Origin of the sequence: Allobosea sp. MMO-172, assembly GCF_037147855.1 — a bacterium.
In the GTDB taxonomy this organism is placed as follows: Bacteria; Pseudomonadota; Alphaproteobacteria; order Rhizobiales; family Beijerinckiaceae; genus Allobosea.
Genome location: NZ_JBBCUM010000013.1, coordinates 1 through 23,765, shown reverse-complemented (window position 1 = coordinate 23,765; position 23,765 = coordinate 1). Strand labels below are relative to the sequence as shown.

Genomic DNA, 23,765 nt, shown 5'->3' with positions numbered 1-23,765 from the left:
TCCGCCGCCATCCCGACAGGAGAGGGCGCCGCTGTCAAAGCCTGACGCTGCGCCGTCAGGCCGCGTCGGTCAGCGTGCCGCCGAGGAAGAGCTGGCCGATGCGCGGATCGGCGAGGATATCCGCCGCCGGCCCCTGCATGCGGGTGCGGCCAAGTTCGAGCACCAGCCCTTCGTCGGAAATCTCCAGCGCCGAGCGGGCATTCTGCTCGACCATCAGGATCGAGACGCCTTTGGCGCGAAGATCCCTGAGGATGCCGAAGGTCTCCTGCACCATCAGGGGCGAGAGGCCGATCGAGGGCTCGTCGATCAGCACGAGCTTGGGGTCGAGCAGCAGGCCGCGCACGATCTCGAGCTGCTTCTGCTCGCCGCCGGAGAGTGTCGAGGCCTGCTGGTCGGCCTTGCGACGCAGCGCCGGGAAGCGGTCGAGCGCCGCTTCCAGCCGTTGCGGCATGTCGGTGATGCCCGAGCCGGCGGCGACCGTGCCGAGCTCGATATTGTGGCGCACCGAAAGCTCGGGGAAGATGTTGCGCCCCTGCGGCACGTAGCAGATGCCGGCTTCGAGCAGCTTGCGCTGGCTCCAGCCGGTAATGTCTCGCCCGTCGCAGCGGATGTGGCCTTCGCGCAGCTTGAGCAGGCCGAAGATCGCCTTGAACACGGTCGATTTGCCGGCGCCGTTCGGCCCGATCACGGTGGTGATCGCGCCGCGCTTCACGGCAAACGAGGTGCCATTCAGGATGGTCATGGCGCCATAGCCGCCGACCACGCCGTCGAGTTCGAGGATGGGGGTGGTCATCACCATGCTCCTCAGTGCCCCAGATAGGCTTCGATCACGGCCGGATTGGCGCGGACCTCGGTCGGAGTGCCTTCGGCAAGCACCTTGCCCTCGGCCAGCACGATCACGCGTGTGCAGAGCGACATCACGAAATCCATGTTGTGCTCGATCACGACGAAGGTCGCGCCCTGTTCGGCATTGATCGCACGCAGGCGCTCCTTGAGGTCGCCGAGCATGGTCAGGTTGACGCCGCCGGCGGGCTCGTCGAGCAGCACGAGGCGCGGTCCCGCCATGAAGGCCATTGCCGCGTCGAGCAGCTTCTGCTGGCCATAGGACAAACCGCCGGCCTTGGCGTCCGCGAGATGGCCGAGCTTGAAGAAGCCGATCATCTGCTCGGCCTTCTCCGACAGCCCGGCGTCGCGCGCGCCGAACAGGCGGCCGAGCATCGAGCCCTGATGCTCCTGCCCGGCGAGGATCAGGTTCTCGCGCACCGAGAGTTCCGGGAAGACCTGCAGCAGCTGGAAGGTGCGGCTGACGCCGAGCCGGTTGAGCGCGGACGGGCGCATGTTGGTGACATCGCGGCCATCGAGCTTCACCGCGCCTTGCGTCGGTTCGAGCTGGCCGAGGATGCAGTTGAACAGGGTCGACTTGCCGCAGCCATTCGGCCCGATGATGCCGAGGATCTCGCCTTCGTTGACCGAGAAGGAAACCCCGTTCACGGCCTTGATGCCGCCGAAGGCCTTGTGCAGGTCGTGGACTTCGAGGACCGGGCTCATCGCGCGCCTCCGGTCTTGCGCCGGAGCGCATTCCAGCTGCGTTCGATCAGGCCGCTGACGCCCTGCGGGCAGATGACCAGCAGGGCCAGGACGATCGCAGCGAAGAGGATCAGGTAGAGCGAGCCGGCGAAGCGCAGCCATTCCGGCAGCACCACGCCGAGCAGTGCGCCGACGAAGGGGCCGAAGAGATAGCCGGCCCCGCCCGCGACCACCATCAGCAGCAGGAACAGGCTCTGCGACAACGAGAAGGGCGAGGGGTCGATGAACTCGACCAGCGGCGCATAGAGCGCGCCCGCGAAGCCGCCATAGGCCGAGCCGATGGCGAAGGCGAGCAGCGTGTAAGCGCGGGTATCGATGCCGAGGCTCGCGGCCCTGACCGGATTCTCGCGCAGCGCCGTGAAAGCGCGGCCCCAGGGCGAGCGGATCAGCCACCACAGCTTGAGCGACAGGATCAGCGTGACCAGGACGACGAAGCGGTGGAATTCCAGCGCGCCGAACAGCTTGATGCCGAAGAAATCAGGCCGGTTGATGTTGGAGATGCCGAAAACGCCGCCGGTCAGCCACTGCTCGTTGCGCAGAACGAGCCAGATCAGCGTCGAGAAGGCGAGCGTCACGAAGGCGAGGTAATGCGTGCGGACACGCAAGGCCGGGAAGCCGAGCAGCAGGCCGACCGCGAAGGTCAGCAGGCCCGACAAGGCGAAGGCGGCATACCAATTCACCCCGTATTTCGTGGTCAGGATCGCGGTGGTGTAGGCGCCGAGCCCCATGAAGGCGGCCTGCGCCAATGAGGTCTGGCCGGCATAGCCGAGCGTCAGGTTGAGCCCCATCACCCCGATGCTCATGACGAGCCAGAGCGAGAGCACATAAGTGCCGTAGCGGCCCATCCCGACCGGCGCGAACCAGAGGACGACGGCGCCGAGGATGAGCCCGATCAACGCCGCATCGATGCGGCCCGTGGCGCGGCGCGGCGCCGCGGAATTCTGGACGGCGGAGGCGCTCATACGCGGCGCTCCTCCTTGCGGCCCATCAGCCCTTCCGGCTTGATCAGGATGATGGCGACGAGCAGCACCAGCGGCACGGCCAGCCGGTACTGGGTCGAGATGTAGGCGGCGGCGAGCGAATCCGCGACGCCGATCAGGATGCCGCCGACCAGTGCGCCGCGCACCTGGTTGAAGCCGCCGACGATGGCGGCGATGAAGGCGAAGAGCCCGATGGTCTCGCCATTCGAGAATTTCGCCAGATAGATCGGCGAGATCAAAAGCGAGGCGACGACCGCGAGAGCGGCGTTGAGCAGGAAGGTCAGCAGCACCATCCGCTCGACGGGGATGCCGAGGATGCGCGCGACGGTCGGGTTCTGCGCCGTCGCCTGCATCTGCCGGCCGAGCCGCGTGCCGCCGACGAACCATTGCAGCAGGCCGATCGCGGCGAAGGCGACGACGATGATCGCGAGATGCTGCAGCGAGATCGACGCGCCGAGCAGATTGACCATGTCGGTCGGCACCAGCGAGGGGAAGCTCTGCGCCTCCGCCGAGAAGCCGTCCTTGGCGCCTTCCTTCATCACGATCGAGAGCGCCATGGTCGCGATAGCGAGCGGCAGCACGCCATGCTTGATCATCGGATCGACGACCACGAGCTTGAAGCCGGCGCCGAAGATCAGCAGGAAGGCCGCGATGCCGAGCAGGCCGCCGGCCCAGAGCGGCAGGCCGAACAGCTTGACCGCGAGCAGGATCAGCACGGCCGGCAGCATGACGAATTCGCCCTGGGCGAAGTTGATCGTCTGCGATGTCTGCCAGACCAGCGTGAAGCCGATCGCGGCGAGCGCATAGATCGAGCCCGTGGCGATGCCGGCGATGAGATAGGCGATGAATTCGGCCATGCGATATGCGCTCGGTTGGAGAGCGTTTCGTGTTCAATCAGCGCACGTCATCCCGGACGCAGCGAAGCGGAGCTCCGGGATCCATCGTAGAACGCGGCGCCTTTCGATGGATCCCGGGTCGAGCGCTGCTCGCCCGGGATGACGTCGAGTACGGACAGGCTGCTTACGGCTTGATCCGCGGCAGGGTGGTGTTGATCACCTGCTTGCCGTTGACGACTTCGGCCAGGAAGCTCTCGCGGTCGAGGTCGCCGTTCTGCTCGATCACGGTGTCGATCATGATGCCGGGCTCCTCGCTCGCCTTGATGGTCGCGCCGCGCAGCGTGTCGGCGAGGCCCTTCTTGTCGAGCTTCTTCTGCTTCTCGGTCGCCCATTTCACCATGAAGACGGCCATATAGCCCTTCACGCCGTTATGGTCGGAGGCGAAGCCGTATTTCTCGCGGTAGCGCTTGCCGAATTCCTGCAGGGCCGGGATCGGCGCGTCGGTCGAGAGGCCGACATGGCCCTTCGCGCCGTTGGCGGCGTCGCCGGCCAGTTCCAGCACGCGGGCGCCGAGCAGGGTCGTCTCGCCGATCATCGGCTTGGCGATGCCCTGTTGCTTGGCGGCGCGCAGGAAGCGGGCGCTCTCCTCCTCGTTCAGATAGACGAAGACGGCATCGGCATTGGCGTTCTTCACCTTGATCGCATCGGCGGTGAAATCGGCCTGACCCTGCTCGGTCGAGACATCGACGGCCACCTTGATGCCGGCCTTCTCGAGCTCGGGCAGGATGGCGTCGCGGCCGCCCTTGCCGAAGTCGTTATTGACCCAGACCACGGCGATCGAGCCGGCCTTGACGGTGTCCTTCAGGTATTTGGCGATCTTCGGCATCGCCGCCGTCTGGCTCAGCGAGGTCCGGAAGATGTAGGGGTTGCCCTGCTTGGTGAAGCCGGCCGCCTCGCCACCGACGATCTGGGCGACTTCGGCGCGCTGCGAGATCTGCATGGAGGCGCCGATCGGGCCGGAGAAGATCGGCCCGAGGATGGCATAGGCGCCCTCGTCGATGCCGCGCTGCAGGGCGGCGCGGGTGTTACCCGGATTGGTCTGCGTGTCGTAATGGACGATCTCGACCTGTTTGCCGAGGATGCCGCCCTTCGCGTTGATGTCGGCGGCGGCCATGTCGGCGCCGTTCTTCCAGTTGGTGCCGGCGGCGGCGCCCGCACCCGACAATTCGATGACGTCGACCAGCTTGATCTTGTCCTGCGCCTGCGCGGGCAGGCTGAGCGCGGCGCCGAGCGCGGCGGCCATGACCCAAAGCGATTTCATTCCCTGACTCCTCCGGACGTTTCTTGTTCACACGCGCGGTCTTGGTAGCCGCGGCGCCCGCACGCTTCTTGCCGGGCTTTGGGCCGCGATGTCCAGAGGCGAAGGGGCTTGGCGGGGCTGGGGTTTTCGCTTTGCCGGGGATGATGCCGGCCGAGCCGCTGACGCCTGCTGTCAGCAGGCGTCCGAACCGGCCTGTCGCGGGCGATCGATGGTGCTAAACAGGGGCACTTCGCCGGAGGATGCCGCATGACACAGGACCCGCTATTCGAGCGCCTCTGGGAGGGCAGCGCGGCGATGGAGGAGTGGACCGCGTCGGTCTCGCACGGCGCGATCACGCAGGTGGACGACAACATCATCACCGTCCACACGACCTATTTCTGCGGCAGCGTCACGGCGATCCGTACGCGCGAAGGCCTCGTCCTGATCGATACCGCCAAGCCCGATACCGCCAGACAGACGCTCGAAATCATCCGCTCCTGGGACGACGGCCCGATCCATACCGTGATCTTCACCCACGGCCATATCGACCATACCAGCGGCATCAAGGTGATCGACGAGGAGGCGGATGCGCGCGGGTGTCCGCGCCCGCGCATCGTCGCCCACCGCAATGTCGCCCGGCGCATGCAGCGCTATGTCGACTCTCACGGCTTCAACAGCCTCGTGCAGAGTCAGCAGTTCAACATGCCCGGCTATGTCTACCCGATCGGCCAGCGCCGCCCGGACGAGGTCTATGACGACACCCTGTCGCTGACGATCGGCGGGGAACGGCTGGAACTCTTCCACGGCCGCGGCGAGACCGACGACGCGACCTTCATCTGGCTGCCGGAGCGGCGCGTGCTGGCAAGCGGCGATTTCGTGATCTGGGTGTTTCCCAACGCCGGCAACCCGCGCAAGGTCCAGCGCTATGCGGCCGAATGGGCGCAGGCGTTGCGGCGGATGCAAGACCTCCAGCCGGAGATCCTGATACCCGGCCACGGCCCCGTCGTCTTCGGGGCGGAGCGGGTGGCGCGGATGCTGAGCGACGGCGCCGAGGCGCTGGAGCATCTCGTCCGCGAGACGCTCGCGCTGATGAATGCGGGCGCGGGGCTCGAAGACGTCCTCAGCAAGGTCAGAGTGCCCGCGAGCTATCTCGCCAAGCCTTATCTGCTGCCGAAATACGACGATCCTGAATTCCTCGTCCGCGGCATCTACCATTTCTATGCCGGCTGGTTCGATGGCAACGCGGCCCATCTGAAGCCCGCCCGTACGGCTGAACTTGCGGCTGAATTGGCCAGTCTCGCCGGCGGTGCCCGCAAGCTGGCCGAGCGCGCCGAGGCTCTGGCGGGGCAGGGGCAGGGACGTCTCGCGGTGGCGCTGGCGGAGCTGGCGGCCGCGGCCGTGCCGGACGACCCCGCGCTTCAGGCGATCCGCGCGGCGACGCTGCGCAAGCTGATCGACGGCGAATCCTCGCTCATGGGCAAGGCCTTCCTCGCTGTCTACGAACGCGAGGCCGAGGGGCGCTCGAAGGCCTGATGGTGGCCCATTTTGTCATTCCGGGGCTTCGCGCAGCGAAGAACCCGGAACCCACGACCGGGTGAACGGCCAACAACCGCGCATCGAGCGTCTCACCCAGTCGTGGGTTCCGGGTTCGCACCTCCGGTGCGCCCCGGAATGACAATCGTCTTGGCCTCGCGAAGAGGTGGCTACCCCCTAAGGCGCGACCGGCAACTCCTGCGACTTGCGATCGAGCTCGCGGAACACCGGCAGCGACTGCGTGGCGAAGCGCTTCAGCTCGGCGTCGTCGCCCTCGCTGGCATAGCGCTCCATCAGCAACGCGGCTTCGTGATGCGTGCTGCGCTGGGCTTCGACATAGGCCCGGTCGAAGGCCGCGCCCTGCTTGTCGTTGAGATCGCGCAGCAGGTCGAGGCGGCGCCCGTCCGGCCGGTCGGGCAGGGCGATGTCCGAGCGCTTGGCGACGATGCGGCGCAGGCCGCTGGTCGCCGCGCCTTGCTCGCTGGTCAGTGCATGCGCGAAGTCCTTGATCGCGGGCGAGCTGCTCTTGTGCAAGGCCAGCGTCGCCGATTCGATCCCGAACATCTGGGCGATCGCCGTCTGGCGCACGAATTCATGCGCTGGAACCGGCGCTTGCGCCTGCGCTGCCGAGCCGAGCAGGACGAGGCCGGCAAAGCCGCGCAGCAACGCCCGCCGAGAATGATGAAGCATCTGGGTCATGCTCGGGGAACGGAGAAGCCGCGGCGAGGTTCCATGCGCCGCAATCCGGCGCCGGTGCGTTCAGCCGCCTTGTTCCACCTGTCCTGCTGCGATAGCAGGGGCGGGTACGCTTGCCCGTCCGGATGCAGAGGAAATTCCATGCCGACCACTGTCGAGACCGTGCGCGATGCGCTGGTAAAGGCCCGCCGCGAGCGTTCGCTGGCCGAGATCGCGAGCCTGCCGGTGCCGGCGACCCTGTCCGACGGCTTGAAGGCGCAGGCGGGGGTGGGCAAGGCGCTGGGTCTTCCCGAACTCGGCTGGAAGGTCGGCATCGCCGAGGACGGCACGGCGGTCGCCGGCCTGATGCCCGGCCCCTGGCTGGCGCCCGGCGAGGTCTATGACGGCGCGATCGGCGCCGAATTGCGCATCGAGATCGAGATTGCGCTCCGGCTCGCCCGCGACGTGCCGTTCCGTCCGGGTCAGCCCTGGTCGCGTGCTGAATTGCTCGCCTGCTGTGACAAGGCTTATCTCGGCATCGAGATCGTCGAGAGCCGTCTCGCCAACTGGGCCGGCAACGTCGCTTTCCCGCTCTGGCTCGCCGATGCGATGGGCCATGGCGGCTATCTGATCGGGCCGGAGCTCGATATCGCCGTGCTGGACGATCTCAGCGGTCTCGGCTGCTTCATCTCGCTCAACGGCGTGACCATCTACGATCAGCCCGCCGTGCACGGAAACGGCGATCCGATGACGCCCTTCCTTGCCTGGGCGAACCGCCAGAACGACGATCTCGGCAGCCTGAAGGCCGGCCAGATCATCACCACCGGCAGCCTTTGCGGCGGCGTGCTCTCGCCCGGAAAGGGCGAGATCGTGACGAGGCTTTCCCCGCTCGCCACCGTGACCTTAACCCTTCGTTAGAAGGAACGTTCGAGTCCTTGAGCATTGCACGAGCCTGTCGCCTGCCTATGATGGCGGCGGGCCTGGGCATGATTTCGAGTGTGGCGGGGGTTGCTTGGAGGGTGGATGCGGTTCTGGCGTAGGGCAGGGCATGCGGTCGCGCTGAGCGGCGGCTGTGCGTTTGCCACACTGCTGAGCCTGCAGGCTGAACCTGCCCGGGCTTTCGATCTGTCGTCGCTGGATGTGTTCGGTCTTTTTACCAAGAAGGACGAGCCGCCGGCGCCGAGCCCGTCCGCCTTGCCCTATAAGCTGGAATTCGATCTCGGCGAGGCCGATAACGCCAAGGCGCTGACGCGCTCGCTGCAGGACGCGTCCCTGCTTTATCGCCTGCGTCAGGACGCCCCGCCCGATGGCGAATCCCTGTCGCGCCGGATGGCGACCGATCTCAACCCGATGCTGGATGCGCTCTGGTCGCAGGGCTATTTCAACGCCGACGTCTCGCTGGTCGTCGATGGCGTGCCGCTCAGGATCGGGGCCGAGCCGAACGCGACGCTGGTGCGGACGCTGGAAGCGCATCGCAACCGTGAGGCCGTGCCGATCACGGTCGTGGCCCGGCCGGGCAAGGTCTTCGGCCTGCGCAAGATCGATGTCGTAGAGCGCGACGAGTCAGGTCCGCCGGCGATCGCCGATCCGCTGAAGGTATCGAGGCTGAAGGAAGGCGACGCAGCCACTACGGCGGCGTTGAAGGCTGCGCAGGCGGCTCTGGTCGATTACATGCGCGCCCAGTCGCGCCCGCTTGCCAGGATCGTCGAGCTGCGGCCCGTCGTCGACCATGCAGCCGGCATCATGGACGTAACCTATGTCCTTGCGCCCGGCCCGCTCGCCGGCTTCGGCGACATCACAATCGGGCAGACCGACGAGATCCCGCCCGAGGTCGTCCGCTCCTTCATCTATCTCGAGCCGGGCGATCCCTATTCGCCGAAGGCACTCGCCGATACCCGCAAATCGATTGCTACGATCCCCGCCGTCGGCTCCGTCCGCATCCGCGAGGACGATAAGCTCGACCGCTCCGGCAACCTGCCGATCTTCGTCGACGTGACCGAGCGGCCCAAGCGCCTGCTCGGCTTCTCCGCGCGCTATTCGACCGTCGACGGCCCGGCGGTGAAGACCTACTGGGAGCACCGCAACCTGTTCGGCGGGGCCGAGCGCTTGCGGCTGGAGGCCAGCGTCTTCTTCGCGCCACGCATCGACGGCAGCAAGCTCCAGCGCTTCGGCGACTTCAAGGAATCCGATCTCGGCGGCCGCTTCGCCGTCAGCTTCATGAAGCCGGCGCTGGGGGGCAGCCGCAACGACTGGCTGCTCGATGGCGTCGCGACGCGCGAGCGCGTCGGCCTCAACCGCTATGGCGGCTACACCGCCCGCTACGGTAACGTCACGACTGCCATCCGCCATCGCTTCAGCGACACCTTCTCGATTCAGGGCGGCATCGAGGTCGAGCGTGGCCAGACCAGTGATGTGCTCGGGCAGGTCGACTACACGCTGGTCGGCATTCCGCTCTCGGTGAAATACGATTCCACCGACAACCTGCTCGACCCGACGCGCGGCTATCGTGCGACGGCCTCGTTCACGCCCTACCCGACCTTCCTCGGTTCGACGGTCGGCATCTACCAGACCAAGGCGAGCGTCTCCGCCTATTACGCGCTCGACGAGGATGCCCGTTACGTGCTCGCCGGCCGCATCGGCTTCGGCTCGATCTCGGGGGCCAGCCTCGACGAGATTCCGGCGACGCGGCGCTTCTATGCCGGCGGCGGCGGCTCGGTGCGCGGCTATGCCTATCGCAGCCTCTCGCCGCTGGGGCCGGTCGGCCGCGTCACCGGCGGGCGCAGCCTGCTGGAGGCCTCGGTCGAGGCCCGCATCAAGATCACCGACACGATTGGCATCGTGCCGTTCTTCGACGCCGGAACGGCCTTCGAATCGAGCCTGCCGGACGGCAAGCAGAAGCTGCAGATGGCCGCAGGCCTGGGCCTGCGCTATTATACCGGCATCGGGCCGATCCGGGTCGATGTCGCCGCGCCGCTCAATCCGCGCAAGGGCGACAAGCCGGTCGCGCTCTATGTCAGCATCGGGCAGGCCTTCTGATGCGCCGGCTCCTCACCATTCCGCGCCTCGCGCTTTTCGCCTCGCTGCTGACTGCGGGCTTCCTGTTCTCGGCGCATTTCGGCGGCTTCGCCCAGAACGCCCAGACCGATCGCGGCGTCATTGCCGATCTCATCTCCAAGGCGCTGTCGAGCGATTCCAGCCAGGTCTCGATCGGACAGGTCAATGGAGCGCTCTCCTCCGATGTCGAGATCCGCGACATCGTGCTCTCGGATCGCGATGGCGCCTGGCTGCGTCTCGACCGCGTCCGCCTGATCTGGACGCGCAGCGCCCTGCTTCTGCGCCGCCTCGATGTCGACCGGCTGGAGATCGGCAAGCTCGAAATCCTGCGCAAGCCCGCGCCGCAGCCGGCCGGCGCGACGCCCCCGAGCAACGAGCCGATCCTGCCCGAATTGCCGCTCAAGGTGATCATCAGGGCGCTCCAGCTCAACGAACTGGCGCTGGGCCAACCCGTTCTCGGCGTCGCTGCCCGCCTGAGCGCCAGCGGTGCCGCGCGGTTGGGGCCGCCCAACGAGGGGCTCGACCTCAAGCTCGAGGCGAAGCGGCTCGACATGGGCGGGCTCTTCAACGTCACCCTGTCCTTCGTGCCGGAAAGCACGCGCCTGCAGCTCGCAGCCAAGCTCGATGAGCCGGAGGGCGGCCTGATCTCGAAGGTTGCCGGCCTGCCGGGCGAACCGCCGGTCAAGCTCGACCTTACCGGCGATGGCCCGCTCGACGCCTTCCGCTCCAGCCTAGTCTTCACCGCCGGCCCGACGATCGGTGCCGACGGCTCCGCGACGCTTTCACGCTCGGGAGCCGAGCGCCAGCTCGCCCTCGCGCTCGATGCCCGCATCGAAGGACTGATGCCCGCGCCGGTGGCCCCGGTCTTCGCCGGCTCGACCCGGCTGGACGGCTCGATCGGCCTTCGTGACGATAGCGGCGTCGATATCCGCAATCTCGCGCTGGTCTCGGCATTGGCGCGTCTCGACGTGCTCGGCCGCTATAACGCGGACAAGACCCTGGACCTGCGCGTCACGGCCGCCTCGCGCCCCAATGCGGACGGCCGCACGGTCGCTTCCGGCACCGAGATCGGCAAGCTCGCCTTCGATGCGACGATCCGCGGCCCTGTCGCTGGCCCGACCATCGCGGCGACGCTCGATGCCCGCGAGGCCAAGCTCCCGGCCGGTCAATTCGGCAAGGTCGCGCTCGCCTTCAATGCGACGCCCACCGGCACGATCGGCGAACCCGGCACCCGTATCACCTTGACCTCCGACGGTGAGGCCAGCGGGATCGTTCTGGCCGACAAGGCTCTGGCGCGCGCGGTCGGCGACAAGGTCACATTCACCTTGCGCGGCACCGGCAATGATGACGCTACCGCCGATTTCGAGACGCTGCGCCTCGCTCTCTCCGGCGTCGAGCTGGACTACAAGGGCAAGCTCGGCCAGGCGCGCATGCTCGGCCAGCTCAAGGCCGTACTGCCCGATCTCGCCCGCTTGAGCGGCCTCGCCGGGCGCCCGCTCGGGGGCAGGGCGGATATCACCGCCGATCTCGACGCGACGCCGCGCGCCAACAATTACACCGCGACGCTCGCCGGCAAGGCCGAGCGCCTTGCGACCGGCGATGCCGCCCTCGACCGCCTGCTGGCCGGCAATCTCACTCTCGCGGGGCGCGTCAATGCGCTCGCCGGCGACTACACGGTGACCGGCCTGCGCGTCGCCGGTCAGCACGCGGCCTTCACCGCGGATGGCGCGATCGGCCAGCAGCAATCGGACCTGAAGCTCGCGCTCAGCCTGCCCGACCTCAAGCGCGCCGATCCGCGCCTCTCCGGTCGCGGCGACGTCACCGCGCAGATCACCGGCCCGCAGAACAAGCTGGACGCCGCGGCCCGCATCGCCGTCGCCAACGCGACTGCGCTTAGCCGGCCGATCCCGCGCCTGACCATCGACGCCGTCGCGAAGGACCTGCAGGGCGCGCTCGATGCCAGCGTCACGCTGGCCGGCGAGGTCGATTCCAAGCCGGCGACCGGCTCGCTGCGCCTTGCGCGCCAGCCTGACGACAGCTGGAACCTCTCGACGCTCGATTTCGCCCTCGGCTCCGTCCGCCTGAATGGCGGCCTGACGCTCGACACGGCGAGCCGCGCGGCCGGCCGCCTCACGCTCGCCGCCCGCAATCTCGACGATCTCTCGGCGCTGGCGCTGACCAGGCTCGGCGGACAGCTCGATGCCGATATCGTGCTCGCGGCGCCGGAAGGCCGCCAGGATATCGACCTGACCGCCCGCGGCTCGCGCCTGGTCGGCCCGTCCTTCACCATCGACAAGCTCGATGCCCGCGCCAACGCTCGCGATATCCATGGCCGCCCGATGCTCGATGCGGCGATTGCGATCGATCGCGCCGTCGCGGCCGGTGAGGCGATCAGCGGCATCCGCTTCGATTCGAAAGGCGCGCCCGATGCCAGCGCCTTCACGCTCAGCGCCAATGCCCGCGGCTTCGCGTTGAAGGGCGCCGGCCGCCTCGTTCCGGGTGAGCCCTTGAAACTGGAGCTCGCCTCCTTCGACGCCCGTCGCGATGGCCGCGCGATCACGCTCGCCAATCCCGCCGCGTTCAGCTTCCCGGCTTCCGGCGTCGAAATCGCCAATCTCGCGCTGCTGATCGACAAGGGGCGGGTGACGCTCGACGGCCGCGCTGGCGAGACGCTCGACCTGCGCTTCGCCGCACGCGACGTTCCGCTGTCCGCCGCGAGCATCGCCGTGCCCAGCCTCAAGCTCGGCGGCACGCTGAATGCCGAGGCGCAGGTCAAGGGCCGGCTCGGCGATCTCTCGGGCCCGTGGAAGCTCAGGATCGCGCAGCTCGTCACGCCCGAGACCCGTCAGGCCGGCCTGCCGGCGGTCGAGATCCAGGGTGAGGGCACGCTCAAGGGCGATGCCGCCGGCATCTCCGCCACCGTGAACGCCGGCAAGGGGGCCAGCCTGACGGTGCGCGGCACCGCGCCGCTCAACGCCACCGGCCCGCTCGACCTCTCCGCTCAGGGGCGCGTCGATGCCGCGCTGGCCAACACCATGCTGGCGGCCGGCGGCCAGCGCGTCACGGGCGCGGTCGCCCTCGACATGCGCGCCGGCGGAACCGCCGCCGCTCCGCGCCTCAGCGGCAACGCGACCTTGACGGGCGGCAGCTTCATCGACGCCCTGCAAGGCATTCGCTTCAATGCCATCGAGGCGCGCATAGCCGCCAATGGCGACAACCTGACGATCGAGCGCGCCTCCGCCCAGACGCCGAACGGCGGCACGATCTCCGCGAGCGGGCAGGTCAGGGTCGATCCGGCCGCGGGCTTCCCCGGCAATATCCGCATTCGCGGCGACCGCGCGCAGCTCGTCTCCAGCGGGTTGGTGACCGCCGTGGCGGGGCTGAATCTCGAGATCACTGGGCCGTTGGCGCAGCGCCCGCGCCTCGGCGGCCGAATCGATATCGCTTCGCTCGAAGTCTCGGTGCCGGATCGCCTGCCGTCGACTCTTCGGCCGGTGGACGGCATCAAGCATGTGAACGCGCGGGGCGCCGCCGCCGCTCGCCTCGCTGCCGCGCGCAAGGCGCAGCAGGCCAGGGGCCGCGGCCGTGCCGCCCCGGCCTTCGATGCGACGCTCGCCTTGACGGTCTCCGCTCCCAACAAGGTCTTCATTCGCGGTCGCGGCATCGATGCCGAGCTCGGCGGCGAGATTCGCGTCGGCGGCACCTCGTCGGCGCCGGCGCTCGACGGTGGCTTCGAACTGCGCCGCGGCCGGCTCAGCGTGCTGACCCAGCGTCTCGATTTCAGCCGCGGCCGGCTGACCTTCGCCGGCGGGCTGATTCCCGAGCTCGACTTCATCGCCCAGACCAGCGCCGGCGACGTTACCGCCCGGATCATCATCAGCGGCCCGGCCGACCAGCCGGTCTTCGCGTTCACCTCGCAACCCGAGCTACCGCCCGACGAAGTGCTGTCGCGGCTGCTCTTCGCCCGTGCTTCGGGCTCGCTCTCGCCCTTCCAGGCGCTCCAGCTCGCTCAAGCGGCGGCGCAGTTCGCCGGTGGTGGCGGCGACGACACCTTCGAGCGGCTGCGCCGGTCGCTGGGCGTCGATAATCTCGACATCCAGATGGGCGCGGGCGGGCCGACCGTCGGAGCCTCGCGCTATATCAGCGACAATATCTCTGTCGGGGTGAAGGTCGGCGCAAAGCCGGAGGATAGCGGCGTCTCGGTCGGCATCGACGTGACCAAGCGCCTGAAGCTCCAGGCCGAGACCGGAGCGGACGGCAGCGCCGCGGTCGGTGTCGGGGCGGAATGGGAATACTGAGCCGGTTTCCCGCGGGAATCGCTGTCTGACGAGATTCGGCGCGATTCCGCTTCTTCCCGGCGCGATTCCTCGCCTTCGCAAGGCAAAAAACGCTTGTGCGGTGCCGTTGCGGTTAATGCTTGGTGAATTTCGGCAGTCAAAGCGTGGCTCGCCTGCAACACCGGTTTCCAAAGCACCCCATTCACAGGTCCGAGAGGTGGATCGAGGTTGATCGGCGAGGCGGCTTTCGTATGGTGGGAATGCGTCGGGACGTTCCCGGTCGCTGTTTTTCGCCTTCGCCTCCGAAATAGGTCGAAGACGCAGGCGAAAGACCGGGAACAGGCAGGTTCTGCGATCAGGCTAGAAAGCTTGGGGCGGGGGGCAGGCTGAAGCCCGAGGGTCTCGAAACTCTTTTGGAGGTTACCAAATGAAGCTCGTCAAGAGCCTCCTCCTCGGTTCCGCCGCCGGCATCGCCGCGGTCGCCGGGGCTCAGGCCGCCGACCTTCCTTCGCGGAAGGCCGCTCCGGTCGAATACGTTCGTGTCTGCTCCGCTTTTGGCGCCGGCTTCTTCTACATCCCCGGCACCGACACCTGCCTTCGCGTTGGTGGTCGTGTCCGCGCCGAGTACACCTTCGGTGAGCGCTGGAGCGCTGGTCAGGACTCGTTCGGTACCCGCGCTCGCGGCCGTATCTACATCGACGCCCGTAACCAGACCGCTTACGGCACCCTGCGCACCTTCGTGCGTTACGACCTGACGACCAGCACCGGTTCCTACCGCTACAACGGCACGAATGCTGGCGCCAACCGCATGAACGGCGTCAACGGTGCCAACGATGAAGCCGCTGCTCTCGATAGCGCCTTCGTCCAGCTCGGCCCGCTGACCGCTGGTAAGATTCAGTCGTTCTACTCATTCTACGCGAACGACTACGGCTTCCAGGTTCTGCGCACCTCGGACCGCCAGGTCAACGTGCTCGCCTACACCGCCACCTTCGGCGGCGGCTTCAGCGCCACGATCTCGCTCGAAGACCCGAAGACCACGGGCCGTCGCGGTACCTCTCAGTTCATCGAGCCCACCACTGGCCTGCGTAATCGCACTGCCTATCAGGGCACGACCTATCCTGACGTCGTTGCGTCGCTGCGCGTCGATCAGGGTTGGGGCTCGGCTCAGCTGTCGGGCGCTATCGGTGACCGTAGCACCTATAGCTCGCCTTATCTCCGTCAGGACCCCACCCTGAACGCGGCTGATACGCTCGGGTCGGTGGTTAACGGCGTTAGCGGCACTGGCCGCAAGAAGAACGACATGGGCTGGGCCATCCAGGGTGGCGTGAAGATCAACCTGCCGATGCTCGCTGCTGGCGATGCCATCTTCCTGCAGGCTGGTTACGCCGACGGCGCGATCGAGTATCTCGGCTGGAACGGCACCGCTGGCATCGGCTACGGCCGCCTGCCGGCCTACGGGCCGGTCAACTTCGGCCGCAACGCTGCGGGCAACCTGAAGTCGACCACGGGCTACAACCTCGTCGCGGCTCTGCGTCACTACTGGACTCCGTCTGTCCGTTCGGACTTCCTGGCCTCGTACTCGGCGCTTTCGACCAACGACTTCGACGTTGCCGCTACGGTCGGTATCGGCGATCAGCGCAACTTCAACCCGAAGGAGCTGCTGCTCGGCGCCAACCTGGTGTGGTCGCCGGTCGCCGGCCTCGATATCGGTGTCGAAGTGCTCTACTCGCGCGTGGAGTACGGCCGTCGCATCATGGACGCCAAGACCGGCGCTCTGAATGCAGCCGCCACTGGTGTTGCGGGTATCGGCGGTGCCAACGCGGCTCTCGCAGGCTACAGCATGGTCCGTTCGATCAAGTCGGACGACGCCTGGACCGGCCGTCTGCGCATCCAGCGCGACTTCTGATCGGTCTCCGATCTCTGGTCAGGAAGCCCCGGGGAAACCCGGGGCTTCTTTTTTATGTGGGTTGTTCCCGCTTCGCGGTTGACGCAGACCCGCTGCCCGGCCTGATTTGGCCTGAGCGTTCCTGTCGCGATCCCGCCGGGATTCGATGCCGGGCGTTCGTTGGATCGATATCTGCGGATCGCTCGACAAGCCGTTGAGATAACAAGGGCGATCCTGCTCAGCGGACACCGTGCCTTGCCAAGGGGCGGCACGGGGAGGGGGCTTGTACATGTCTCAGCCGGCGCGTTGGCTTTGGGGGCTGATCCCACTCGGCTTGTTGTGGGGAGCCGGAAATCTCGCGCTCGACTCTGCCATCCAGCGCGATGTCGGCCAGCGCGCCGAGCAAGCCGTGGCTGCCGTGGCCGGTACCACGCCGGGCGCGCGTCCGGTCGTGGCGCAGGTCGAGGGCCGCGACGTCACCATCGGCGGCGAAGTCCTGTCCTCCGATGGCGCGAGCAAGGCCATGGCGCGGCTGCATGGCGAGTTCGGCGTGCGCAGGACGCTCGGCGGGCTCTCGCAGGTCGTCGCCCAGAAGCCCTATTCCTGGTTCGCCAGCCGTCAGTCGGACAGCGTGACGCTTGGCGGCTTCGTGCCGGATCTCGAAACCGCCGCCGCGAACATGGCCGTGGCTACGGCGGCTTTGCCCGGCGTTCGGATCGATGATCGTCAGGCCGTCGCCTTTGGTGCGCCCGAAGGCTTCGCGGCCATGGCGGTGGCGATGCTGGCCGAATTGCCGAAACTGGCCACCGGCCGGGTCACGCTCGATGACGGGCGCTTCTGCATCGAGGGCAAAGCTGCCGATTCCGATGCCTTTCTGTCGCTCGAAGCGTCGATGACGCAGGCCGAACGGCCAGGCTATCGCGCCGTCAAATGCGATCTCGAACCGCCGACCGTGACGCCCTACCGCTGGAGCGCCGAGCAGGAGGCTGGCTCCGGGCCGGTGCTGCGCGGTTTCTATCCCGATCAGAATGCACGCAGCCAGATTCTGGCGGCGGCGCGGCAGGCCTTCGGGGCCGGTGCCGCCCTTCGCGACGAGATGAAGCCTGCGCTCGGCGCGCCCTCGGCCTTCCTCACGAAGGTCGTGCGTGCCCTCGGCGACCTGTCCCGGCTGCGGCAGGGGAAGGCCGAGCTCAACGGCGACGGTTATGCACTCGCCGGGAAGGGGCCGGAGACCTACGAAGCATGCCAGGCCCTGCGCCTGCAGATCGCCCAGCTGGACGGTCCGGATTCGGTCGCGCAGGCTGCGATCGAATGCCCTCCGGCGCCGCCGCCCGTGCCTGTCGTCGTTCCGATTCCGGAGGTGCCGGGGCTGGTTCTGCATGATGTGCTGCCGGCCCCTGCCTCGCCGCAAGTACCGACGCCCGCTCCCTCCGCAAACTCTCCGGTCGTCGCTCAGCGCCCTGCGGTACCGGTGCCGCTGGAATGGAGTGCGGCTCGCGGCGAAGGTGGCTTGCGGCTGAACGGGAAGCTACCCGACGAGGCGACGCGCGCCGATATTCTATCCGCCGCGCGCGCGCGCTTTGCCGGTGTGGCGGTCGAGGACCGCATGGCGGTTGAGCCGGCGCTGCGGTCCGAACTCGACCTGCGCGCGACCGCCGCCTTTGCGCTCGATGCGCTGACGAAGCTCAAGGCCGGCTCGGTGACGCTCCGCGACAAGGCCTTCGCGATCGCCGGCGAGGCGGCGGATGCGGCGAGTCTGGCTGCCTTGCAGGAGCTTCTCGCACGAAATGCTCCGGCGGGGCTGGCGCTGTCCAGCCTGCCGGAGAGCGTCGTCGTGCGGCCTTACGGGCTATCGCTCTCCGCTGATCGGACGGGAGGGCGGATATCGGGATATCTTCCCGATCAGGCGACACAGGCAGCCCTGCGGGTCTTGATCGGCGAAACCCCGCTGAAGGATCGTTTCGAAGACACGACCACGCTGGTTCCGGGTGCTCCAGCGGGCTTTGCGGAAGCGGCCCGTGCCGTCCTGGCCGATCTGCTGCGCCTCGATCTCGGCTCCGCTTCGGTGGTGGACGACCGGGTGACGCTGCGCGGCCTGACCTGCCGCGACCTGATCAAGAGCGAGGTTGAAACCAGTGCCGCCACCGGCCTGCCGCAAGGCTTCAAGGCCGACGCGGTCGTGGGCCTGCGCCAGACTGGCTGCGTCGTCGATCCGCCGGCGAGCTGCCAGAACGATCTCGACGGTTTGACCAAGCGCAACACTGTCCTGTTCGGCCAGGGAACCTCGGTGGTCGATCTCGATGCCACGACCGAGCGCGTAATCGGCGAGGCCGCCGCCATCCTCAAGAAATGCCCGGGCTCCCCGGTCGTGATCGAAGGGCATGCCAATCGCGACGGCGAGAGGCGCGGCTTCGACAATATGGACCTGTCGTTGCGCCGCGCGCTGCGCGTGCGCGACGAGTTGGCGCGGCGCGGCATCGAGCCCGGTCAGCTCGCCGTCAAGGGCTATGGCAGCACCCGCCCGCTCGTGCCGAACGAAGCGTCGGAAGCACGGGCGATGAACCGCCGCGTGCAGTTCACCGTGACGAAATAGGAGGCTGACATGCTCTATCTTGCCAGCCAGTTCGTCTGGTTCCTGCTTGCCGCCTTCGGTCTCGGCTTCGCTATGGGCTGGATCAGCCATGACGGCGGCAAGGCGCGGCTCTGGAGCGGTGCGTGGACCGTGGTCGCGGCGCTCTGGGGCGCTGGCGCTGCCCTGACCTGGCTCCAGTTCCTGAATGGTATGGCCGCGACCTGGGTCGAGACGGCGCTGCTGTTCACGGGGGCCTATTGGGTCGGTTGCGTCGCCGCGTCGCTGCTGCGCAAGCCCGGGAGCGTGCAGGCCGGAAGCGACGCCGTGAAGGCGCCGCAGGCATCCGTTGCAGCAACGTCTTCGCCGGTGACGCCGCCCGCGGAAACCAAGGCGCAACTGCCCCCGGTCGAGAACGAGGCGGAATTGCCCGGCCAGCGCCCGGCCGGGCTCGTCACGGCCCGCGACGACACGCCGGACGACCTCAAGCTGATCAAGGGCATCGGCCGCCAGAACGAGGGGCGCCTGCACGGCCTCGGCATCTGGCATTTCGAGCAGATCGCCGGCTGGACGGCGGAGAATGTCGAGTGGGTTGGCGGTTATCTCGCCTTTCCCGGCCGGATCGAGCGCGAGGACTGGGTCGGGCAGGCCAAGCTTCTGGCGGCAGGAACCGAGACGGAGTTCGCCAGGCGGGCCAAGGCCGGCGAGGTCGAAACCTCGCGCAACGACGGCACGGCGGGGCAAGGCAATGTCGCCGAGATCGTCGAGGACAAGACCGAGGTGAAGCGTTCGAAGTCTTGAGCGGCTGACAGGAAACTCCAGCCCTCATCCTGAGGAGGCCCGGAAGGGCCGTCTCGAAGGATGTTCCAGATGCCTCCGCAGCCTCCTGGAACATCCTTCGAGACGCCATTTCTGACGAAACGGCTCCTCAGGATGAGGGCTGAGGGAATTCCAGTCAGATTTTGAACCGGATCAGCCGGCGCGGCGCTCGGCCCGGGCGACCAGCTTGGCGATCCGCCGGATCATGTCCTTGCTGCCGAGCAATGGGGCATGGCCCTGTCCGGGCGCGGTATGGGTTTCGCAATCGGGATGGCGCTCCGCCATCTCCTCCAGCGTCTTTTCCGCCAGAAGGTCGGAATTGGCGCCGCGGATCGCCAGCATGGGCACAGCCTTGAGCGCGTCGAAATAGGGCCAGAGCACCGGCAGCGGCGCCTCGAGATCGAGCTCCTCCAGCACCTTCATCAGCCGGACGTCGTAGTCGGGCTTCAGCGCACCGTCGCGATCGGTCCAGGTCCGGCGCGCCATCACCTCCCACTCGGCCTCGCCGAGGATCGGGAATTGCTGGTCCGAGAGCCGCTTCAGGATCTCAGCGCCTTCCTGGAAGCTGCGCGGCACCGGCAGCTTGCCGACATAGCCGCGGATGCGCAGCAGGCCGCGCGCGTCGATCACCGGGCCGACATCGTTGAAGACGACGCCGCGGATCAGGGCCGGCCGCGCGGCGCCCAGCGCCATGGTCAGCAGGCCGCCGCGCGAGGTGCCGACGAAGACCGCCTGCTCGATGCCACCAGCGACCAGCACCTGGATGAGGTCGTCGAGCTCGACGCGGATATCGTAGTTCTTCCAGTTCTTGTCGTATTCGGACAGGCCCCGGCCGCGATAGTCGAGCGCCAGGACGCGGCGCGGCCTGGTCTCGTCCCCGGCAAGCGCCAGCGCCACTTCATGGAAGTCGGCGGCGGTGCGGGCGAAGCCGGGCAGGCAGATCACCGGCAGCGTCGTCGCCGCGAGCGGACCGTAATCGCGATAATGCAGCTTCAGTCCGTCGCTGGCGCTGACGAAGCGGGAGATGAAACCGGATTCGGACGTCATGGCGGACTCGGAAAAGGCGGGCGCGGCGGGAGCGCACCTAACCATGGCTGCGCCGGGCATGAAAGCCGGCTTGCAGGGCCCCTGATTCAGGAAGTGCCCCAGCGGCGCAGCTTGGCGAGGCAGTGGTTGAACTGGGCAAGTTCCTCCGGCGTCAGCACCGACAGGAAATCGCGCTCCATCTCCTCGCCCAGCTGGTCGGCCTGCTCGCGGATGGCCTCGCCCTGAGCCGTCAGGTGCAGGGCGACGCGCCGCGCATCGGCGCTTTCCAGCTCGCGCTGGACGAGGCCGGCATCGACCAGCTTGCGCAGATGCTTCGAGACCAGCGTCTGCTCGATGAAGGTCGCCTCGGACAAGGTCCGCGACGAGAGTCCCGGCTGGTCGCCGATGGCTCGCAGCACCCGCAATTCGCGGATATTGAGCCCGAGCCGCTCCTTGTAGGCCTGTGAGGCCTTCGCCATCGCGGTCTGGCTCAGTTGGTCGAGCCGGAAGGTCAGGAACGGGTCGCGGGCCATCTTGCTCCCTTGCTCAGCCTTGCGTCCGCGCCCGGTTCGCCAGGCTCAGGGCGAGCAGCGAGATGGCCGTGCAGGCGAGGAGGTAATAGGACGGAACCATGTCCGAGCCCGTCTTCGCCACCAGCCAGGTCAGGGTGAAGGGCGCGAGGCCGCCGAACATCAGCACCACGACATTGTAGGCGATCGACATGCCGGTCGAGCGCACCTGCGTCGGGAACATGCCGGCGAGCAGGCCGGGCGTCGGTGCCCAGATCGCGGCGATCGACAAGGCGCAGACCGCCTGCGCGATCAGCAGCCGCTCGAAGCTCGGCTCCGTGACGACATAGGCCAGCAGCGGATAGGAGAGCAGTGCGAAGCTCAGCATGCCCAGGAGCCAGATGCGGAAGGCGCTCCAGCGGTCGGCGAGATGCCCCATGAGCGGCACGAAGATGAAGAGCAGGATGCCGCCGATCAGCGAGCTCAGCATGGCGCTGGTGAAGGGCAGCTTGAGCTGACGGATGACATAGCCAGGCAGGAAGATGAACCAGACATAGTTCGAGGCCGTGCCGGGGATCATGATGCCGAAGCAGCGCAGCAGCGCGTTGCGATGCTCGGACAGGACGGTGCGGAACGGCGTCTGGCCGGCGCTCTGCTTGGTGTCCTTCTCGTATTCCGGGGATTCGTCGACGAAGCGGCGGATATAGAAGCCGAGCGGCGTGATCAGCGAGCCCAGCAGGAAGGGAATGCGCCAGCCCCAGCCCTGCAGGGCTTCCGGCGTCAGCAGCGTCGCCAGCGCGTAGCCGGAGAAGGCGGCGAGCGCGAGTGCCAGCGCCTGCGAGCACATCTGGAAGCTGCCGAACATCATCTTGCGGCCGGGCGGGGCGTATTCGACCAGCATGGCGGTGGCCGAGGCGAATTCGGCGCCGACCGAGATGCCCTGCAGGATGCGGGCGATGATGATGAGAATGGGCGCGAGGATGCCGATCGTCGCATAGCTCGGCGTCAGGCCGATCAGCACGGTCGAGAAGCCCATGATCAGGATCATCACCGTCAGGATCGGCTTGCGGCCGAAGCGGTCGGCATAGGTCGAGAGCAGCACGCCGCCGACCGGGCGGACGAGGAAGGAGATCGCGAAGGTCGCCGCCGTCAGCAGGGCCGAGACCAGCGGATCGGAGGTCGGGAAGAAGACCTGCGCGATCACGGTGGCGAAGAAGCCGTAGACCAGGAAGTCGTACCATTCGAGCCCGTTGCCGATCACCGAGGAGATGACGGCGCGGCGGATCATCGAGGGGGAGCGCGGCTCGGCGCTCGGGATCGCGGCGGCGGTCATGCGTTGGCTCCGGTCTGGCGCTCGACGAGGCGGCACAGGATGCTGGCGCCGATGGGCAGCAGGCGGTCGTCGAAATCGAAGGTCGGGTGGTGGCACATCGCGCCGGGCTGGCCGAGGAAGATGTAGGCGCCCGGCCATTGCCGCAGCATCAGCGCGAAATCGTCGGAGAAGGGCAGGGGCGTCAGATCGGTCTGCACATTGGCTTCGCCGAGCACCTGCCCAGCCGCTGCGGCCGCAGCCGCGGCGGCGCGCGGGTCGTTGAGACAGGGCGGACAGCTCGCCTTCTTCGTGCAGGTGATCGTGCAGCCCGACATCAGCGCCAGGCCGCGGCAGGCCGCATCGAGCTTGTCGATGATGCGGGCCTCGGTCTCGGGATTGTAGGTGCGGATCGTGCCGCTGAGCTCGGCCGAGTCGGGAATGATGTTGGAGGCCGTGCCGGCGACGAGCTTGCCGAGGCTGATCACGGCGGGCTGCATCGGGTCGACATGGCGGCCGACCATCGACGAGATTTCGGTCGCGAGCCGCGCCGCCACCTGCAGCGGGTCGTCGGTCGTATGGGGCGCCGCGCCATGGCCGCCCTTGCCCTTGATCGTGATCTCGAACACGGTCGTGCCACTCAGCGTCGGGCCGGGGCGCACGGCGGCGGTGCCTTCCTCGTAGAGCGGGATGGTGTGGAGCGCGTAGACCTCGGAGCAGGGAAAGCGCTCGAACAGCCCGTCCGCGATCATCCGCTCGGCGCCCTGGCCGATTTCTTCGGCCGGCTGGAAGATCAGGTGGACCTTGCCGCGCTTCGGCGGGTTGGCGGCGAGATGGCGCGCCGCGGCCAGCAGCATCACCGTATGGCCGTCATGGCCGCAGCCGTGGAACTTGTCCTTGGTGGTGGAGCGGTAGTCGAGCCCGGTATCCTCCTCCATCGGCAGCGCGTCCATGTCGGCGCGCAGGCCGATGGTCGGCCCATCAGCGGCGCCCTTGATAACGCCGACGAGCCCGGTGCCGCCAAGCCCGCGATGAACCTCGATGCCGAAGGAGGCGAGTGTCTTCGCGACGAAGTCCGAGGTTCGGAATTCCTGGAAGGCGATTTCGGGATGAGCGTGAAGGTCGCGGCGCCAAGCCTCAAGCGTGGGCGCGAAATCGGCAATGTCCTGCAGCATCGAAATTCCTCCGCTGCCCCGCAGAGGTAATTGAAAATTTCAAATATTGCAATCGGCAGGGAAGATCGTTGCTGGAGGGGCAATTGCAGTTGTCATTCCGCGGCGCACCGGAGGTGCGAACCCGGAACCCACGACTGGGTGAGACGCTCGATGCGCGGTTGTTGGCCGTTCACCCGGTCGTGGGTTCCGGGTTCGCGCCTGCGGCGCCCCCCGGAATTGTCTGTTTGAGTT

17 protein-coding genes are annotated in these 23,765 nt (G+C 67.6%); 7 read left to right on the top strand and 10 right to left on the bottom strand.

What is annotated here, in order from left to right:
• Window positions 1-55 precede the first annotated feature (55 nt).
• From WFK61_RS18565 to WFK61_RS18545, 5 genes are all read right to left on the bottom strand, one after another.
• Window positions 56-793 carry an ABC transporter ATP-binding protein gene (locus tag WFK61_RS18565; protein ID WP_336813569.1) on the bottom strand — a complete coding sequence of 246 codons (738 nt, stop codon included), beginning with the start codon at window positions 791-793 and terminating at the stop codon, window positions 56-58.
• Window positions 794-804: 11 nt separating this feature from the next.
• Window positions 805-1,548 (bottom strand): ABC transporter ATP-binding protein, encoded by a 744-nt coding sequence (locus WFK61_RS18560; protein WP_336813568.1) that lies wholly within the window; start codon window positions 1,546-1,548, stop codon window positions 805-807.
• A complete protein-coding gene (locus WFK61_RS18555) occupies window positions 1,545-2,549 on the bottom strand; it encodes a branched-chain amino acid ABC transporter permease (RefSeq protein ID WP_336813567.1) in 1,005 nt (334 codons plus the stop codon). Before WFK61_RS18555 ends, WFK61_RS18560 begins: the two co-directional genes overlap by 4 nt.
• Window positions 2,546-3,424, bottom strand: coding sequence for a branched-chain amino acid ABC transporter permease (locus WFK61_RS18550; RefSeq protein WP_336813566.1), 879 nt, complete (start codon window positions 3,422-3,424; stop codon window positions 2,546-2,548). Before WFK61_RS18550 ends, WFK61_RS18555 begins: the two co-directional genes overlap by 4 nt.
• 163 nt (window positions 3,425-3,587) lie before the next feature.
• Window positions 3,588-4,724 carry an ABC transporter substrate-binding protein gene (locus tag WFK61_RS18545; protein WP_336813565.1) on the bottom strand — a complete coding sequence of 379 codons (1,137 nt, stop codon included), beginning with the start codon at window positions 4,722-4,724 and terminating at the stop codon, window positions 3,588-3,590.
• A 246-nt stretch (window positions 4,725-4,970) separates the two neighbouring features.
• Here WFK61_RS18545 and WFK61_RS18540 point away from each other — a divergent pair, with 246 nt between their 5' ends.
• Window positions 4,971-6,236 (top strand): alkyl sulfatase dimerization domain-containing protein, encoded by a 1,266-nt coding sequence (locus WFK61_RS18540; protein WP_336813564.1) that lies wholly within the window; start codon window positions 4,971-4,973, stop codon window positions 6,234-6,236.
• A gap of 177 nt (window positions 6,237-6,413) precedes the next feature.
• Here the strand turns inward: WFK61_RS18540 and WFK61_RS18535 are convergent, their stop codons facing one another.
• Window positions 6,414-6,926, bottom strand: coding sequence for a DUF4142 domain-containing protein (locus tag WFK61_RS18535; RefSeq protein WP_336813563.1), 513 nt, complete (start codon window positions 6,924-6,926; stop codon window positions 6,414-6,416).
• A gap of 147 nt (window positions 6,927-7,073) precedes the next feature.
• Between WFK61_RS18535 and WFK61_RS18530 the strand changes: the two genes are divergently transcribed.
• From WFK61_RS18530 to WFK61_RS18505, 6 genes are all read left to right on the top strand, one after another.
• Window positions 7,074-7,829: a hypothetical protein gene (locus tag WFK61_RS18530; protein ID WP_336813562.1), complete on the top strand. Its 756-nt coding sequence runs from the start codon at window positions 7,074-7,076 to the stop codon at window positions 7,827-7,829.
• A gap of 105 nt (window positions 7,830-7,934) precedes the next feature.
• On the top strand, window positions 7,935-9,947 hold the full coding sequence (locus tag WFK61_RS18525) for an autotransporter assembly complex protein TamA (protein ID WP_336813561.1): 2,013 nt from the start codon (window positions 7,935-7,937) through the stop codon (window positions 9,945-9,947).
• Entirely contained in the window at window positions 9,947-14,263 is a 4,317-nt protein-coding gene (locus WFK61_RS18520; protein ID WP_336813560.1) for a translocation/assembly module TamB domain-containing protein, read from the top strand. Before WFK61_RS18525 ends, WFK61_RS18520 begins: the two co-directional genes overlap by 1 nt.
• A gap of 406 nt (window positions 14,264-14,669) precedes the next feature.
• A complete protein-coding gene (locus WFK61_RS18515) occupies window positions 14,670-16,148 on the top strand; it encodes a porin (RefSeq protein WP_336813559.1) in 1,479 nt (492 codons plus the stop codon).
• A gap of 268 nt (window positions 16,149-16,416) precedes the next feature.
• Window positions 16,417-18,720: an OmpA family protein gene (locus WFK61_RS18510; RefSeq protein WP_336813558.1), complete on the top strand. Its 2,304-nt coding sequence runs from the start codon at window positions 16,417-16,419 to the stop codon at window positions 18,718-18,720.
• 9 nt (window positions 18,721-18,729) lie between these two features.
• Window positions 18,730-19,497, top strand: a complete 768-nt coding sequence (locus tag WFK61_RS18505) for a hypothetical protein (protein WP_336813557.1) — start codon at window positions 18,730-18,732, stop codon at window positions 19,495-19,497.
• Window positions 19,498-19,668: 171 nt separating this feature from the next.
• Here WFK61_RS18505 and WFK61_RS18500 read toward each other — a convergent pair whose 3' ends face one another.
• The 4 genes from WFK61_RS18500 to WFK61_RS18485 all read right to left on the bottom strand — a co-directional run bounded on the left by WFK61_RS18500 (window position 19,669) and on the right by WFK61_RS18485 (window position 23,534).
• Window positions 19,669-20,562: an alpha/beta fold hydrolase gene (locus tag WFK61_RS18500; RefSeq protein WP_336813556.1), complete on the bottom strand. Its 894-nt coding sequence runs from the start codon at window positions 20,560-20,562 to the stop codon at window positions 19,669-19,671.
• Window positions 20,563-20,648: 86 nt separating this feature from the next.
• Complete coding sequence (locus WFK61_RS18495; protein ID WP_336813555.1) at window positions 20,649-21,074, bottom strand: MarR family winged helix-turn-helix transcriptional regulator; 426 nt, start codon at window positions 21,072-21,074, stop codon at window positions 20,649-20,651.
• 13 nt (window positions 21,075-21,087) lie between these two features.
• Window positions 21,088-22,383 carry an MFS transporter gene (locus WFK61_RS18490; RefSeq protein WP_336813554.1) on the bottom strand — a complete coding sequence of 432 codons (1,296 nt, stop codon included), beginning with the start codon at window positions 22,381-22,383 and terminating at the stop codon, window positions 21,088-21,090.
• Window positions 22,380-23,534: an amidohydrolase gene (locus tag WFK61_RS18485; RefSeq protein ID WP_336813553.1), complete on the bottom strand. Its 1,155-nt coding sequence runs from the start codon at window positions 23,532-23,534 to the stop codon at window positions 22,380-22,382. Before WFK61_RS18485 ends, WFK61_RS18490 begins: the two co-directional genes overlap by 4 nt.
• Window positions 23,535-23,765: the final 231 nt, after the last annotated feature.